The sequence below is a fragment of the Halalkalibacter akibai JCM 9157 genome, from assembly GCF_000513135.1.
GTDB lineage: Bacteria > Bacillota > Bacilli > Bacillales > Bacillaceae_D > Halalkalibacter > Halalkalibacter akibai.
Map to the genome: position 1 here is coordinate 85,175 of NZ_BAUV01000004.1, position 16,039 is coordinate 101,213.

General features: G+C 37.1%; 15 protein-coding genes. All 15 read left to right on the forward strand.

Going from position 1 to position 16,039, the window contains the following annotated elements; all coding sequences use genetic code 11:
* Positions 1–52 precede the first annotated feature (52 nt).
* The 15 genes from JCM9157_RS04060 to sigG all read left to right on the forward strand — a co-directional run bounded on the left by JCM9157_RS04060 (position 53) and on the right by sigG (position 15,980).
* Positions 53–1,516, forward strand: a complete 1,464-nt coding sequence (locus JCM9157_RS04060) for a UDP-N-acetylmuramoyl-L-alanyl-D-glutamate--2,6-diaminopimelate ligase (protein WP_035662642.1) — start codon at positions 53–55, stop codon at positions 1,514–1,516.
* A 137-nt stretch (positions 1,517–1,653) separates the two neighbouring features.
* Entirely contained in the window at positions 1,654–2,628 is a 975-nt protein-coding gene (gene mraY, locus JCM9157_RS04065; protein WP_035662449.1) for a phospho-N-acetylmuramoyl-pentapeptide-transferase, read from the forward strand.
* Positions 2,629–3,981 carry a UDP-N-acetylmuramoyl-L-alanine--D-glutamate ligase gene (murD, locus tag JCM9157_RS04070; protein ID WP_035662450.1) on the forward strand — a complete coding sequence of 451 codons (1,353 nt, stop codon included), beginning with the start codon at positions 2,629–2,631 and terminating at the stop codon, positions 3,979–3,981.
* Between the two features lie 170 nt (positions 3,982–4,151).
* Positions 4,152–5,249 (forward strand): stage V sporulation protein E, encoded by a 1,098-nt coding sequence (gene spoVE, locus JCM9157_RS04075; protein ID WP_035662452.1) that lies wholly within the window; start codon positions 4,152–4,154, stop codon positions 5,247–5,249.
* A 195-nt stretch (positions 5,250–5,444) separates the two neighbouring features.
* The gene (murG, locus tag JCM9157_RS04080) at positions 5,445–6,539 is read left to right on the forward strand and encodes an undecaprenyldiphospho-muramoylpentapeptide beta-N-acetylglucosaminyltransferase (RefSeq protein ID WP_035662454.1); all 1,095 of its coding nucleotides are present in this window, start codon (positions 5,445–5,447) and stop codon (positions 6,537–6,539) included.
* Positions 6,540–6,664: 125 nt separating this feature from the next.
* Positions 6,665–7,585 (forward strand): UDP-N-acetylmuramate dehydrogenase, encoded by a 921-nt coding sequence (murB, locus tag JCM9157_RS04085; RefSeq protein ID WP_035662456.1) that lies wholly within the window; start codon positions 6,665–6,667, stop codon positions 7,583–7,585.
* A 119-nt stretch (positions 7,586–7,704) separates the two neighbouring features.
* Positions 7,705–8,487 (forward strand): cell division protein FtsQ/DivIB, encoded by a 783-nt coding sequence (locus JCM9157_RS04090; RefSeq protein WP_035662458.1) that lies wholly within the window; start codon positions 7,705–7,707, stop codon positions 8,485–8,487.
* Positions 8,471–9,187, forward strand: a complete 717-nt coding sequence (locus JCM9157_RS04095) for a DUF881 domain-containing protein (RefSeq protein ID WP_035662460.1) — start codon at positions 8,471–8,473, stop codon at positions 9,185–9,187. Before JCM9157_RS04090 ends, JCM9157_RS04095 begins: the two co-directional genes overlap by 17 nt.
* 6 nt (positions 9,188–9,193) lie before the next feature.
* Positions 9,194–9,901 (forward strand): DUF881 domain-containing protein, encoded by a 708-nt coding sequence (locus tag JCM9157_RS04100; RefSeq protein ID WP_035662462.1) that lies wholly within the window; start codon positions 9,194–9,196, stop codon positions 9,899–9,901.
* Between the two features lie 3 nt (positions 9,902–9,904).
* Positions 9,905–10,258, forward strand: coding sequence for a small basic family protein (locus JCM9157_RS04105; protein ID WP_035662464.1), 354 nt, complete (start codon positions 9,905–9,907; stop codon positions 10,256–10,258).
* A gap of 189 nt (positions 10,259–10,447) precedes the next feature.
* Complete coding sequence (gene ftsA, locus JCM9157_RS04110; protein WP_035662466.1) at positions 10,448–11,737, forward strand: cell division protein FtsA; 1,290 nt, start codon at positions 10,448–10,450, stop codon at positions 11,735–11,737.
* Positions 11,738–11,774: 37 nt separating this feature from the next.
* The gene (ftsZ, locus tag JCM9157_RS04115) at positions 11,775–12,920 is read left to right on the forward strand and encodes a cell division protein FtsZ (RefSeq protein WP_035662468.1); all 1,146 of its coding nucleotides are present in this window, start codon (positions 11,775–11,777) and stop codon (positions 12,918–12,920) included.
* A gap of 231 nt (positions 12,921–13,151) precedes the next feature.
* On the forward strand, positions 13,152–14,078 hold the full coding sequence (gene spoIIGA / locus JCM9157_RS04120) for a sigma-E processing peptidase SpoIIGA (protein ID WP_035662470.1): 927 nt from the start codon (positions 13,152–13,154) through the stop codon (positions 14,076–14,078).
* Positions 14,079–14,102: 24 nt separating this feature from the next.
* Complete coding sequence (gene sigE / locus JCM9157_RS04125; RefSeq protein WP_035662472.1) at positions 14,103–14,816, forward strand: RNA polymerase sporulation sigma factor SigE; 714 nt, start codon at positions 14,103–14,105, stop codon at positions 14,814–14,816.
* Positions 14,817–15,194: 378 nt separating this feature from the next.
* Positions 15,195–15,980 (forward strand): RNA polymerase sporulation sigma factor SigG, encoded by a 786-nt coding sequence (gene sigG / locus JCM9157_RS04130; protein WP_035662474.1) that lies wholly within the window; start codon positions 15,195–15,197, stop codon positions 15,978–15,980.
* Positions 15,981–16,039: the final 59 nt, after the last annotated feature.

Consider the following 16,039-nt stretch of genomic DNA (forward strand, 5'->3'; position numbering starts at 1 on the left):
AATGGCACGATAATCCAATTTGTAATGGATAGATAGAGAGGTTTATATGATGATGACACTACAAGAGCTTATAGAGCCCTTACGATTTCAAACAAATAAAATACATGAAAATCCACAAGTTTCTTCACTTGAGATGGATTCTAGGCAAGTTAAAGAAGGTACCGTCTTTATTTGTATTAAAGGTTATACAGTAGATGGACATGACTTTGCACAGCAGGCAGAAAAACAAGGGGCGGTCGCGATTATCGCTGAACGTCCTCTTGCTGTATCAATTCCTGTGATCATTGTCAGAGATTCTAAAAGGGCAATGGCGAGACTTGCTAGTCACTTTTACAACAATCCAACCAGTCAATTACAATTAATCGGAGTAACAGGAACAAACGGTAAAACAACGGTTACCCACTTGATAGAAGATATTATGCAAGAAGCTGGAAAGAAAACTGGGTTGATTGGGACGATGTATACGAAGGTGGGGCTCGCTGAAAAACAGACAAATAATACGACTCCTGAGTCTCTCCCCCTTCAACAATTGTTTAAAGAAATGGTTGATGAGCAGGTTGAAGTGGCGATGATGGAAGTTTCATCACACGCTCTTCATATGGGTAGAGTTCGTGGTTGTGACTTCAATGTTGCTGTTTTTACTAACTTATCTCAAGATCATTTAGATTATCATCAATCTATGGAAGCATACCTTTATGCAAAAGGCTTATTATTTGCTCAGATGGGTAATACTTTTTCCGATAAGACAGCAGTCTTTAACGCAGATGACCAAGCTTCAGTGGAATTAGCTCGTTTAACAACTGTAGATGTTATTACATATGGAATTGAAAAAGAAGCGGATGTTAAAGCAAGCAATATTAAAATTACACCGACAGGTACTAGTTTCGAATTAGATATCTTGGGAGAGAAAATAATCATTTCAATGAACTTAATTGGAATGTTCAGTGTATATAACGCTTTAGCAGCAACAGCGGCTGCTTATGTTTCAGGGATTTCACTACCGATAATTAAAGCGAGCCTTGAGAAGATTGAAGGTGTATCAGGACGATTTGAGCCTGTAGATGCTGGTCAAGACTTCACTGTAATTGTTGACTATGCCCATACAAGCGATAGCTTAGAAAATGTATTAAAAACAGTAAAAGATTTTGCGGAACAAGACATAATCGCCATTGTCGGATGTGGTGGTGATCGTGACAAAACAAAGCGACCTATTATGGCTAAGGTAGCCGTTAAATATGCTGATCGTTCGATCTTTACTTCCGATAACCCTCGATCAGAGGATCCAAAAGAGATTATAAAAGATATGGTCGTTGGTTTGAAGGAAGAGAACTATGGTGTGATTGTCGATAGGCAACAAGCGATTAGGCAGGCAATTAATGAGGCAAAGAAAGACGATATTATCGTCATTGCAGGAAAAGGCCATGAGACGTATCAAGAAATTAATGGCGTCAGAACACACTTTGATGATCGTGAAGTAGCACGTCAAGCAATTACTGACCGCTTAAATAGAAATTAACACTAGGTAAATTTGTTTTTTGGGAGAAAGAGACATATAAAAAGCGGACGAACGATAACAATAGTAGAGGCAATGTTAAAATTCGTTCGCTTATCAAATGACTGGGAAAGTTTAATAGAAAGGGGGAATGATCAGTAATGTTAGAACGCGTATTACTTCTTACCTTGCTGCTTTCATTTCTAATTGCAGTCCTCCTCTCGCCGATCTTTATTCCTTTTTTAAGAAGGTTAAAATTTGGGCAAAGTATTCGTGAAGAAGGACCTAAATCACATCAAAAGAAAACAGGTACTCCAACTATGGGTGGTATTGTCATTGTCTTATCTATTTTAGTGACAACACTCTTTATATCTAATCGGTTTTTATCATTTAGTCCAGAAATCTTATTATTACTTTTAGTAACTGTCGGATTTGGTTTGGTTGGCTTTTTAGACGATTACATCAAAGTCGTACTAAAAAGAAACTTAGGTTTAACTTCAAAACAAAAATTAGCTGGGCAATTATTAATATCAATCCTTTTTTATTTTGGACTTATTCAAATGGATATTTCTACTGCGATAAACATACCAGCTACGACTATATCAATTGATTTAGGTTGGTTATACTTACCTTTAGTGATTATCATGTTAGTAGGGGCTTCAAATGCTGTAAATTTAACAGATGGTTTAGATGGTTTACTTGCAGGGACTGGTGCGATTGCTTTTGGAGCATTTGCCATTCTAGCTTGGCATTTGGGTTATATTGATGTATCTATTTTTAGTGCTGCTATAGTTGGTGCTGTGTTAGGGTTCTTAGTTTTTAATGCACATCCAGCTAAGGTGTTTATGGGAGATACTGGTTCGCTTGCTCTTGGAGGGGCCATTGCTGCCATTGCAATTATGACGAAGCTTGAGATTCTTCTTGTCATCATAGGTGGAGTGTTTGTTATTGAAACATTGTCAGTCATTATTCAAGTGATCTCCTTTAAGACAAGAGGGAAACGTATATTTAAGATGAGCCCGTTACATCATCATTATGAATTATCTGGTTGGTCAGAGTGGCGAGTTGTTGTAACATTTTGGTTTGTTGGTATGATATTCTCTGTTATTGGAATCTATTTAGAGGTGTGGTTGTAGATGACTAAACAACAATACAACGGAAAGAACGTATTAGTCCTAGGGTTAGCGAAAAGTGGAGAAGCGGCTGCAAAGTTACTACATAGATTAGGAGCATCTGTAACCATTAATGACGCAAAGCCTTATGGGGATAACAGTCAGGCGCAAAAGTTAGAGGCATTAGGGATGACTGTCATTTGTGGTCATCATCCTCTTGAACTGCTAGATCAAGACCTAGACTTCATTGTCAAAAATCCTGGTATCCCTTATCATAATCCAATTGTAAATGAAGCAATAACCAGAGGGATACCGGTTGTAACAGAAATTGAACTTGCAGCTGCGATTACTCAAGCTGAAATTGTTGCTATTACAGGTTCTAATGGTAAAACGACGACAACTACATTAATTTTTGAGATGTTAAAAAATAGTAAACGCGAGCCTTTAGTAGCTGGGAATATAGGAACAGTTGCTTGTGAGGTGGCTGAGAAAGCTACAGAAAATAATGTAATTGTTCTTGAAGTATCTAGTTTCCAACTACTTGGAACAGAGAAATTCGCACCTAAAGTGAGTGTGTTTTTAAATTTATTTGATGCGCATCTTGATTACCACGGGACACGGAGTGACTACCAGGATGCTAAAGCTCGGGTTACGGTTAACCAAACGGATTCCGAATATCTCGTCTATAATGCTGATGACACAGATGTTTCGAATGTTGCGAAAGTGAGCAAGGCAAACCTAATACCTTTTTCAACCAGAAAGAAAGTAGACAAGGGTTTATATGTAGAAAATAACGTAATCTTTTTCGATGGACAACCAATAATTGGGCTAGAAAAAATTGTTTTACCAGGTAAACACAATATTGAAAATGTGTTAGCAGCCATAGGTGCTTCTTTGATAATGGGAGCTGAAATCGCTCAAATTCAACACGTACTTCAGACTTTTACGGGAGTAGAGCATAGATTACAGTTTGTTAAAGAGTTAGATGGAAGGCGTTTTTACAACGATTCAAAAGCGACAAACATTCTTGCTTCTCAAAAAGCGTTAGAAGCGTTTAATCAACCAACGATTTTATTAGCTGGAGGATTAGATCGTGGTAACGAATTTGATGAACTAAAAGCTTCTTTATCTCATGTTAAAGTTTTAATAACGTTTGGGGAAACAAAAGATAAATTAACTAGAGTTGCCACAGAAGCTGGTGTTAAAACAATTATTCCCGTGGAAAATATGGAGGAAGCGGTATCGCTTGCCTATGAACAATCATTACCGGGTGACGTTGTATTATTATCTCCAGCTTGTGCGAGTTGGGACCAATACAAAACGTTTGAGGAACGTGGTAAGCGATTTGTTGAAGCTGTAGAAAGTTTATCGGTTTAAAATCAAGAAAGGAGAATCATTAGGGAAATGAGCACCCTAAATGATTCTTTTTTTTCTTTTTGCTAATGAACGAATAGAGGGACATGTTTCTCTCATCTCGTGCATACGATTAGGTTGAGGGGTTGTACAGTGTACCTTTTTTCTTAATTCGTGGTGGATGAGGTGTTATTATGCCAAAGATGAAAACAGCGCCCGATTATGTTCTATTGGTTGCTACGATTGCTCTTCTCGCGATCGGGCTAATCATGGTATATAGTGCGAGTGCTGCCTGGGCCAATTATAGGTTCGATGATTCGTTTTTCTTTGCTAAGCGTCAGTTGTTTTTTGCGGGCGTTGGTGTAATCGCGATGCTGTTTATGATGCGGGTTGATTATTGGACATGGAGAACATGGTCTAAAGTTATTGTGATCGTTTGTTTTATTTTACTTGTAATTGTGTTAATACCTGGAGTTGGACTAGTTCGTGGTGGGGCAAGAAGTTGGCTTGGGGTTGGAGCTTTTTCAATTCAACCTTCAGAGTTTATGAAAATGGCTATGATTGCTTTTTTAGCAAAATACCTATCTGAAAATCAAAAGAAAATTGTTTCGTTTAAACAGGGTCTCGTTCCATCTCTTTCATTAGTAATGGTAGCTTTTGGAATGATTATGCTTCAACCAGATTTGGGTACAGGTGCGGTAATGGTTGGAACATGTGTAATCATGATTTTTGTTGCTGGAGCCAGAATAAGTCATTTCGCTTGGTTAGGAGTTGTAGGTTTACTCGGTTTTGTTGCCTTAATTGCTTCTGCTCCTTACCGAATAAAGCGAATTACCTCGTTCCTAGATCCGTGGTCTGATCCGCTAGGGAGCGGTTTTCAGATCATTCAATCTTTGTATGCTATTGGACCAGGTGGGCTAATGGGCATGGGACTAGGAGAAAGTAGACAGAAATATTTTTATTTGCCAGAACCACAAACAGATTTCATTTTTGCGATATTGTCAGAGGAATTGGGTTTTATCGGGGGATTTGTTGTCTTGTTTTTATTTGGAATCCTTTTATGGAGAGGAATTCGAATTGCTCTTGGGGCTCCAGACTTATTTGGTAGTTTCCTAGCTGTAGGTATTATTTCAATGGTTGCCATTCAAGTTATGATTAACATTGGCGTTGTAACTGGACTTATGCCAGTTACAGGCATCACTTTGCCTTTATTAAGTTATGGAGGTTCCTCGTTAACTCTTATGTTAGTATCGCTAGGAGTACTTTTGAATATTAGTAGGTATGTAAGGTAAGTAGGATGAAAACTGAGTGAAAGGCTAATCGCCATACTCAGTTTTTTTACTTTTATAATGACTAAACAAGAACCCTAGCTTCAGTGTAAAATTATGAAAGAAAATAGAATAACAAAAAACAAATAGGAATCGTGTATAATACAAGTTCTGTTCATGATAAAATGATAATAATCAATTTTTTCTGGGAGGAAACAAATGAGAGTAATAGTAAGTGGAGGCGGTACGGGAGGGCATATTTACCCTGCTTTATCTCTTATTAATGAAATTAAAAGAAAACATAAAAATGCTGAAATCTTATATATCGGTACAGAAAAGGGGCTTGAAGCTGATATTGTTCCAAGAGCAGGAATTCCATTTGAAACTATACATATCTCTGGATTTCAACGAAAACTTTCTGTAGAGAATGTGAAAACCATTGCTCGTTTTATAACGGGAACACAAAAAGCAAAAAAAATAATAAAAAACTTCAAACCAGATGTAGTGATAGGTACTGGGGGATATGTGTGTGGTCCTGTTGTTTATGCAGCCTCCAAGTTAAAAATCCCTACAGTAATACATGAGCAAAATAGCGTACCAGGTTTAACAAATAAGTTTCTGAGTAAATATGTTGATAAGGTTGCTATTTGTTTTGAGGAAGCAAGGTCTTTTTTTCCAAATAAAAAAGTTGTGTTTACTGGAAATCCGAGAGCATCCGATGTTATGCATGTTGACCCTGTAGCTGGTCGTACATCGCTAGGGTTAGATGCTAGCAAGAGAACGGTTTTAATTGTAGGTGGAAGTAGAGGGGCACGTCCAATAAATGATGCTTTTACTTCTGTTATTGATGAATGGACTCATAAGAATTACCAGGTTGTTTATGTAACGGGTGCTGTTCACTATGATACTGTAATGGAAAAAGTAAAATTGGCTGCTCAATCTAAAAATGTTATTATAAAACCGTTTATTCATAATATGCCCGATGTTCTTGGGGCGGTTGATTTAATCGTGGCGCGTGCTGGAGCAACGACACTAGCTGAAATAACGGCGCTAGGATTGCCTAGCATATTAATTCCAAGTCCATATGTGACAAACAATCATCAAGAAAAAAATGCCCTCTCCTTGAAAAATACTGGAGCCGCCATCGTATATAACGAAAAAGAAATGAATGGTCAATTATTATTAAAAGATATTGATCAAATCTTTAATGAACAAGGTAAATGGGATAAGATGCATACGGCAGCTGAAAAGCTCGGTGTGCCGGATGCCGCGGAAAATGTATATCAACTTCTAGTAGAAGTATCAACTGTATAATGTTATAAAAATAAACAATAACTGAACGAATTGTTAGGTGTGCAACATGAATGCACATATTATGGGCTCATGCATAGTTTAACAATAGTTAGTTACTTCTTAGAGCATGAAATGAGGGAACTATTATGGAACAATTTCTAAATCAATTGAAAAAAGAGAATATTGGTGTTGTAAAAGAACAGGAATCTCTAGCTAATCACACAACTTGGAGAATAGGTGGTCCTGCTGATGTGCTTGTGGAGCCTGATGGCTTAGAAAACCTTAAACGTCTAATGGAGCTTGTTAATGAGCACCAAGTTGAGTGGCGGGTTATTGGGCGCGGCTCTAATCTATTGGTTGCTGATGGTGGTATTGAAGGTGTTGTGATCAAGCTAGGTAAAGGAATGGATCATCTTAAGATTGATGAAGATGTAATTAAAGTCGGTGGTGGATATCCGTTAATTAAATTAGCAACTTTAATTAGTCGTGAAGGTCTTTCTGGACTAGAGTTTGCAGGAGGGATACCTGGTTCTGTTGGTGGAGCTGTTTTCATGAATGCAGGTGCGCATGGATCTGACATTTCGAAGATTTTAAAGGAAGCACTTATTCTTTTTCCTGATGGACGACTAGAGTGGATTAAAGCTGAAGAGATGGGGTTCTCATATCGCACATCAAGACTTCAAAAAGAAAAAGGAATTTGTGTAGAAGCTATTTTTCAATTAGAAAAAGGTGAAAAAGAAGAGATCGTAAAACATATGCAAGCCAATAAGGATTATCGTCGTGATTCACAGCCTTGGAAGCATCCAACTTGTGGAAGTGTGTTTAGAAACCCATTACCTAACTATGCTGGACAATTAATAGAAGAAGCTGGGTTAAAAGGGTTCCAAATTGGTGGAGCGCAAATTTCACCTATGCATGCTAATTTTATTGTGAATGTTGAAGATGCAAAAGCACAAGATGTTTTAGATCTGATTACACATGTAAAAGAGACAATAAAGACTAAACATAATATTGAGATTGAAACAGAAGTAGAAATGATTGGGCGCTCAAAAGAAAACGAAAAATAGCTTAAATTTATCCAAATATATGGTACAATTGATCGTATCATTATACTCCTTCCACAAAATCACAAAAGGGTGGAAGGAGTCATTTATGTTAGTCTGTAAGTTAGTCGGGGGAATCAAAGATGAGCAAGGAAAAGGTAATTACCATAAATGAGAGAATTCCATCGCTGAAAGAGCAGCGAAAACAGCGTGCTAACAGGCGTTTGCTGTTTTTTTTATCTTTCTTTTTCCTACTTTTGTTATTAATGGTTTATTTTCAATCTCCTTTAAGCCATGTAAGAAATGTTATTGTTGAAGAAAACTATTTTGTTACAGATGATGAGATCATTAGGCTTAGTAACATAGATAGTGGGACAAGTATGTGGTCGATTGAAAAACAAGAGATTGAAAATAGACTTGTTAATCATAGAGAAATTGCCTCAGCGAGCGTTGAACAGCGCTTTCCTAATACAATCAGAATTCAAATTAAGGAATACGCTAGAATTGGATATCTATATCAAGAGGATAAGTACTTTCCAATACTAGAAACAGGCCTTTATTTAGATGAACTTCCTAGACATGTTTTTCCTTCAGATGCACCATTGTTAATTGGTTTTGAGCAAGGAGATGAATTGAAAGAACTTTCTGCTGAACTACAAAAAGTTCCTAGTGAATTAATTGAGCGTATTTCTGAGATCTTCTATCGGCCTACAGATCATGATGCTTTCGCTATTGTGTTATTGATGACAGATGGGATTGAAGTTCATACTTCAATAAGAGATTTCTCAGGAAATTTATCTTCATATGCTGCGATTGTTAAGGAGTTAGATACCAATAAAAAAGGAATTCTTCATTTAAGAATGAGTCCATATTTTGAAGAATTTGAGTCAGAAGAGGAGGAGTTAAAAAGTGAGAGTGAGGGGTAAACATGTTATCTTATCCTTTGTCTTACTTGTGACTGGCTTTATCTTAGCACTTAGTTATGATACGACGAGTGAACGTAATATGTCTCTTATACCTGGGTATGAACGTCAGTGGGATCTTGAAGATGAGCTTAGAAATCAAGTGATTATGGAACAAACGGCGAATCGTAACTTGCAAGAAGAGCTTCGTTTATATCAAGCACAGGTTAGAGAACTCGAAAATAACTTAGCTTCCATGGATGAGGAGCAAGAAGTAAAAGCTCAGAATTTATTAGAAGATATTGAGAGGTTAAGAAAGCTAGTTGGTCAAGTAAAGGTACAAGGGCCTGGAATTGAAATATCTTTAGAAGACGCAGAATATGTACCAGATGGTGAAAACCCAAATAATTATATTGTTCATGAATTTCATATTCAACGGGTGGTCCACGAATTATTTGTAGCTGGAGCAGAAGCTATCGCGATAAATGGGTTTAGACTTTCTCACCAATCTTATATTCAATGTACGGGTCCGGTTATTCGAGTAGATGGAAATACATCTTCAGCTCCTTTCGTTATAACCGCAATAGGAGACGCAGATCATTTAGAATCAGCGATTACGCTAACAGGTGGGGTGCAACAGCAACTATTAAATGATGAGATTAGCGTTAGGCTTCAAAAGAAAAACTCAATAACACTAGATCCTCATTTGGTAGAAAGAGGGTGAGCATCTATGAATAAAAAATATACCTTTACGATTGTTACATTTATCATTGGTTTTATGCTTGCCATCCAATTTCAATCCACTCAAGAACCAGTCGTGCGAGACACAAGGGACATTCGAGAAATAAGGAGAGAACTTTTAGCAGAACAAGAAAAGAGACAAGCACTGAACTTAGAAGTTGAAAAGGTGCAATCTCTCCTTGCTCAGTATGAGAGTGCTTCGCTAGACCGAGAACAAGATATAACAGAAGTGTTGTTACAACAAGTAGAAGAGCTAAGAAAAGAAGCCGGCTTGCTAGCTGTCAATGGAGAAGGTGTGGTTATTACGATTGATACGGCATATAACGACCAATTTTTTGGTCAAGCTCGTAGAACACCTCCGCCAGATGTTTTTCGGTTTCTTATCAACGAATTAAATATTTATGGGGCTCAGGAAATTGCTGTAGGAAACGAAAGAATCATTGCAAACTCAGCTTTTCGAAGTGTGAACGGTATAACCTACTTAAACAACCGGAGACTCCCCCCTCTTCCTATAGAGATTAAGATCGTGTCGGACAAAGCCGAGAAACTTCAAAATCAAATGATTGTCTCCGCTTCTGTAGAAGAGTTTGAAATTGAAGGATATACGTTAACGATTGAGAAAATGGATGAAGTGGAAGTTCCGGCATACGATCAAACTAGACGTGTCCGATTTATGGAAGAAGTAAAGGAGGGGTAATTTATGTGGGTTCCGATTATTGGTTTGATCATCGGGGTTATTTTAGGATTAATGACAGACTTTCGTGTGCCTGCTGAATACTCAAGTTATTTATCAATTGCAGTCTTAGCAGCTTTAGATACATTGTTCGGGGGCATAAGAGCTTATTTACAAGATACGTTTGATTCAAATGTGTTTTTGACAGGATTTTTCTTTAATATACTTTTAGCTGCAGGTTTAGCTTTTCTAGGTGTCCATCTTGGTGTAGACTTATACTTAGCAGCAATATTTGCCTTTGGTGTTCGTTTATTTAATAACATAGCTGTAATTCGAAGGTTATTGCTCTCAAATTGGCAATCTAAGCCTTCGAAATGGTGAATTGATACTAGACGAGTGTAAGGCATTGTGAAAAAATATAAAAATTTTAGAAATCAGCGTTTATAAAAAGGATAACTGTATTTAATGTTGAATTAGTCTATAATCTATCAATTATGCAAAATGAAACTTAATTTAATAGAGAATATAGTTATCTTATTAGACGCATGAATTACAAGGAGGTGCCACAGATTGAACAACAACGAGATTTACGTAAGTTTAGACATCGGTACATCCAATGTCAGAGTGATAATTGGAGAAATGTCAAATGGTTCAATGAATATTATTGGAGTTGGAAAGTCAAACTCAGAAGGAATAAAAAAAGGTTCAATTGTTGATATTGACGAAACAGTGCAATCTATTCGAAGAGCGGTTGAACAAGCTGAACGAATGGTTGGACTTTCGATAAAACAAGTGGTAGTTGGAGTAAATGGAAATCATGTCCAACTTCAGCCATGTCATGGAGTAGTGGCTGTCTCTAGTTCCGATAGAGAAATTGGAGATGATGACATCACTCGAGTGATTGATGCAGCTCAAGTGGTCTCTATTCCTCCAGAAAGAGAAATTATTGATGTAATTCCAAAACAATTTGTAGTTGATGGATTGGATGAAATTAATGATCCTCGTGGTATGATAGGTGTTAGATTGGAAATGGAAGGTATGATTATCACAGGGTCGAAAACGGTCTTACATAACCTCCTTCGCTGTGTAGAACGAGCTGGACTCCAAGTTGCCGATATTTGCTTGCAACCATTAGCCACTAGTTCTGTCGCGATTTCTAAAGACGAAAAAAGCTTAGGTGTTTGTTTAGTAGATATTGGTGGCGGTTCTACCACGATCTCTATCTTTGAACAAGGAACTTTGCAACAAACATCTGTTTTGCCAATTGGTGGAGATCATATTACAAATGATATTGCTATTGGTTTACGCACTTCTACAGATGAAGCAGAACGCCTTAAAACAAAACACGGTCATTCATTTATTGAAGATGCTTCACAAGATGAAAGATTTGATGTTACGACAATTGGACGTTCAGAAACAGAAGAATGTACACAATATGATCTTGCTCATATTATAGAACCTAGAGTTGAAGAAATCTTCGAACTAGTTTACCGTGAAGTAAACAGATTTGGGTATCGTGATTTCCCTAGTGGTTATGTGTTAACTGGAGGGACAGTCATGATTCCAGGCGTTCTTGATTTAGCGAGTGAGCTGTTACAAGGGAATGTGAGAATTGCCGTTCCTGATTATTTAGGTGTTAGAGAACCACAGTATACTGCTGGGGTTGGGTTAATTCAATTTGCTTATAAAAACGTGAAGGTTCAAGGAAAAGAAGTCGCAGCTGCTGTGAGTGTAGCCGAAACTTATCAAGAATCTAAGCCAAAGCGTGAAAGTAACGAAACTGCTTCAAAATCAAAAAATAATGAAAAATCAAATTCAAAAGGCAAAATGAAAAACTGGTTTAAAGTCTTTTTTGAATAGAAACAATCGGGATTTAGTCTGATTAGGGGGACCTTACATGTTAGAGTTTGAAATGGATATGGATCAATTAGCACAAATAAAAGTTATCGGAGTTGGCGGTGGCGGAAGCAACGCTGTTAATCGTATGATCGAAAATGGGTTACAAGGTGTAGATTTTATTGCCGTTAATACGGATGCACAGGCCCTTCATCTATCGAAAGCTGAAGCGAAATTACAACTTGGCGGTAAACTTACTAGAGGTTTAGGAGCAGGTGCTAATCCTGATATTGGTAAAAAGGCGGCTGAAGAAAGTCGCGAGCAACTTGAAGAAGTATTGCAAGGTGCTGATATGGTCTTCATAACAGCTGGAATGGGTGGAGGAACTGGTACAGGTGCTGCCCCAGTAATTGCTGAAGTCGCAAAAGAATTAGGCGCGTTAACGGTTGGAGTTGTTACACGTCCGTTTACATTTGAAGGCCGCAAACGCTCTACGCACGCTGCTGCGGGTATTCAAGCGTTAAAAGAAAAAGTTGATACGCTGATTGTCATTCCAAATGATCGTTTACTTGAAATTGTTGACAAGAATACGCCTATGTTAGAAGCTTTTAGAGAAGCGGATAACGTCTTACGTCAAGGTGTACAAGGTATTTCTGATTTGATTGCCGTTCCTGGACTAATTAACCTTGATTTTGCAGATGTTAAAACAATCATGAGTGAAAAAGGATCTGCATTAATGGGGATTGGAATTGCAACTGGTGAGAACCGTGCTAGTGAAGCAGCTAAAAAAGCTATTTCAAGTCCGCTATTAGAAACGTCAGTGGATGGTGCACAAGGTGTTCTTATGAACATTACAGGTGGTTCTAACTTATCGCTTTACGAAGTACATGAGGCAGCAGAGATTGTTTCAGCAGCTTCTGATACGGAAGTAAATATGATTTTTGGATCAGTTATTAATGAAAATTTAAAAGATGAAATTGTCGTTACGGTTATCGCAACAGGCTTTGATGATGTGCCGGGCCCTGTTAACAATCACAATCAACGACCAGTTGTCTCTAAAGTAAATAAGGGACAAGCTAGTCAACCGCAAGCACAAGAAGAACCAAAAGAAAGCCGTTTTGCCCAACCAAGTCCTTCAACTCCAGAGCCAACAGATACACTAGATATTCCTACATTTTTACGTAATCGTAGAAACCGAAATCGTTAAAAACAAGGCTGAACTTGTTTGTCTTTATAAAAAAGGCAAATTGGTTTAGCTTTTTCTTTTCTCATTACTTCGTTCACACCACAATCTAGCTTTTATTATTTCCCAGTTATCCAGCTGACAATATCTCTTAAAATTTCTCAAAATAACCCCCACTTGCTTGTCATGAAGCGACAGACTTCTTAATAGAATGTGTAATATACTTGTTTCAAATCAATGGATGTGGAGATTGATATGACCTTATATCTTGATGTGATCTGGTTTCTAAATCTTTTAATTGATTATCTACTCATTTCTTTAACAGCTCTAGTTTTAAAACGTCGTTTTCAACACATTCGTATGATCCTAGCAGCACTTTTTGCATCTTTAATTGTGTTTCTTATGTTTAGTCCTATTTCAGATTTGTTTTATCAACCGTGGATGAAATTTCTTTATTCAGCAGGAATCGTATTTATTGCTTTTGGTTATAAACGATTTCGATATTTCATTCAAGGATTACTTATGTTCTACTTTGTCGCTTTTATGACTGGTGGTGGATTGTTTGCCCTTCATTTTTTTTGGCAGACTGAGATCACTGTATTAGATGGAATGGTTCAAGCGAATTCAGGATACTTTGGAAGTGGAATTAGTTGGGTCTTTGTATTAATTGGTTTTCCGTTAATTTGGTTTTTCTCAAAACATCGATTTGAAGACATTGAAATCAAACAAGTTCAATATGAATCGCTTGTGGATGTTTTTATTACAATTTCTGGTTACACGATTAGTGTTAGAGGGTTAGTTGATAGTGGAAATCAGTTATCTGACCCATTGACAAAAAAGCCTGTCATGATCATTGAGGCATCCTTACTTTACCCGCATTTTGGGAAGGAGGTTATTGATCATCTGATAACTTTTCATGAGCATCCAGAAATTGAAATAAATTCCGAGCACAAGTTAATTGAAAGAGCTAGCATCATTCCTTATCGGGTTATCGGACAATCTTCACCATTTATTACAGGACTAAAACCAGATCATGTTAAAATTCATTATCAAAATCAAGTATTTGAAACAAAAAATGTTTTGCTAGGATTACACGATAAGGAATTATCTCCGGATGGGGCATTTACATGTATTGTTCATCCAAAGTTAGTACTCGGTGTTTCCACTGATAAGCTAGCATAATCCAGTATTTAGGGGGCACACAGCATGTTAAAGCTAAAACTAACCTTACTATGGTACAAATTAATGTACCGACTCGGAATGAAGGCAGATGAGATTTACTACATAGGAGGAAGCGAGGCCTTACCACCACCGCTTTCCAAAGAAGAAGAAGCAGTTTTACTGAAAAAATTACCTTCAGGTGATAAAGCTGTTAGATCGATGTTGATTGAAAGAAACTTACGATTAGTCGTTTACATTGCTAGAAAATTTGAAAATACAGGAATAAATATTGAAGATTTAATTAGTATTGGTACAATTGGTCTAATTAAAGCAGTTAATACGTTTAATCCTGAAAAGAAAATTAAGCTAGCAACTTATGCCTCTAGGTGTATTGAAAATGAAATATTGATGTATTTGAGACGTAATAATAAAACGAGGTCTGAAGTCTCTTTCGATGAACCTTTAAATATTGACTGGGATGGCAATGAGCTACTTCTCTCCGATGTTTTAGGGACAGAAGAAGATATCATTACAAGAGGGATTGAAGAAAAGGTTGATAGAAGATTATTAGTAAAAGCACTGCATACATTAAATGATCGAGAGAAACAAATTATGGAATTAAGGTTCGGACTAGCTGGAGATGAAGAAAAAACGCAAAAAGATGTTGCAGATATGTTAGGTATATCTCAATCCTACATTTCTAGGCTCGAAAAAAGAATTATAAAAAGACTACAAAAAGAATTTAATAAGATGGTATAACGTTAATATACTAATACTCTCTTGTAAGTAATATTCATGATGTACACCTTCTATGAGCAAATATACTTACAGAAGGTGTACAGTGAGAGAATGCGAACTTACATGGAAAAGATTTTTTTACGATAAGAGTTGTTTGTGAACCCCTTTATGGTTTTCTATTCATAAAGGGGTTCTTTTTTATGAATATTTAATGATATCTGAAAACAATTTAATAGGTCGGGATTTATTCAATAATAAAAAAAATTTTTTAGTCATTTTCGTTGTCATGACGTGGATGAGCTAATTCTGTAATTTGATACCGACAAAGCTCGTGCATATTTTTTCCTGCAGAGGAGATACTTTTCTTAGACATCATCTCCCGCGATAGGAGGGAAAGAATTGACACGAAATAAAGTTGAGATTTGCGGTGTAGATACCTCAAAGTTACCTGTTCTTAAGAACACTGAAATGCGAGAGTTATTTCAGCGATTGCAAAGTGGTGAAACAAGTGCACGTGAAACGTTAGTGAATGGGAATTTACGTCTGGTGCTAAGTGTTATCCAACGTTTTAACAATCGCGGAGAATACGTTGACGATCTATTTCAAGTAGGTTGTATTGGGTTGATGAAGTCAATTGATAATTTTGATTTAAGTCAGAACGTTAAATTCTCTACATACGCGGTTCCTATGATTATAGGTGAAATCAGGCGTTATTTAAGAGACAATAATCCGATTCGAGTATCTCGGTCTTTACGAGATATTGCTTACAAGGCTCTTCAAGTTCGAGATCAGATTATGTCAGAAAAAAAGCGTGAGAAAGAGCCTACTGTCCAAGAGATTGCCAAGGTGTTAGATGTACCGAAAGAGGACGTTGTATTTGCGTTAGACGCGATACAAGATCCTGTATCTCTATTTGAGCCAATCTATAATGATGGCGGGGATCCGATTTTCGTCATGGATCAGATCAGTGACGAGCGGAATAAAGATGTCAATTGGGTAGAAGAAATCGCTTTAAAAGAGGCGATGGTAAGATTGAATGATCGTGAAAAAATGATTTTGAATATGCGATTCTTTCAAGGGAAAACACAAATGGAAGTAGCCGATGAAATTGGGATTTCGCAAGCTCAAGTATCTCGATTAGAGAAAGCAGCTATTCAACAAATGAATAAACACGCTCAAATTTAAAACAGGGCAAGAGGATGACTCAGGACGGGTTTTCTACGAGTTAAAGTATCGTAGAAACT

What these genes read in the sequence shown, in the direction of transcription:
- JCM9157_RS04060 (WP_035662642.1), top strand. Translation starts at nt 53, where the DNA reads ATGACACTACAAGAGCTTATAGAGCCCTTACGATTTCAAACAAATAAA.
- mraY (WP_035662449.1), top strand. Translation starts at nt 1,654, where the DNA reads ATGTTAGAACGCGTATTACTTCTTACCTTGCTGCTTTCATTTCTAATT.
- murD (WP_035662450.1), top strand. Translation starts at nt 2,629, where the DNA reads ATGACTAAACAACAATACAACGGAAAGAACGTATTAGTCCTAGGGTTA.
- spoVE (WP_035662452.1), top strand. Translation starts at nt 4,152, where the DNA reads ATGCCAAAGATGAAAACAGCGCCCGATTATGTTCTATTGGTTGCTACG.
- murG (WP_035662454.1), top strand. Translation starts at nt 5,445, where the DNA reads ATGAGAGTAATAGTAAGTGGAGGCGGTACGGGAGGGCATATTTACCCT.
- murB (WP_035662456.1), top strand. Translation starts at nt 6,665, where the DNA reads ATGGAACAATTTCTAAATCAATTGAAAAAAGAGAATATTGGTGTTGTA.
- JCM9157_RS04090 (WP_035662458.1), top strand. Translation starts at nt 7,705, where the DNA reads ATGAGCAAGGAAAAGGTAATTACCATAAATGAGAGAATTCCATCGCTG.
- JCM9157_RS04100 (WP_035662462.1), top strand. Translation starts at nt 9,194, where the DNA reads ATGAATAAAAAATATACCTTTACGATTGTTACATTTATCATTGGTTTT.
- JCM9157_RS04105 (WP_035662464.1), top strand. Translation starts at nt 9,905, where the DNA reads ATGTGGGTTCCGATTATTGGTTTGATCATCGGGGTTATTTTAGGATTA.
- ftsZ (WP_035662468.1), top strand. Translation starts at nt 11,775, where the DNA reads ATGTTAGAGTTTGAAATGGATATGGATCAATTAGCACAAATAAAAGTT.
- spoIIGA (WP_035662470.1), top strand. Translation starts at nt 13,152, where the DNA reads ATGACCTTATATCTTGATGTGATCTGGTTTCTAAATCTTTTAATTGAT.
- sigE (WP_035662472.1), top strand. Translation starts at nt 14,103, where the DNA reads ATGTTAAAGCTAAAACTAACCTTACTATGGTACAAATTAATGTACCGA.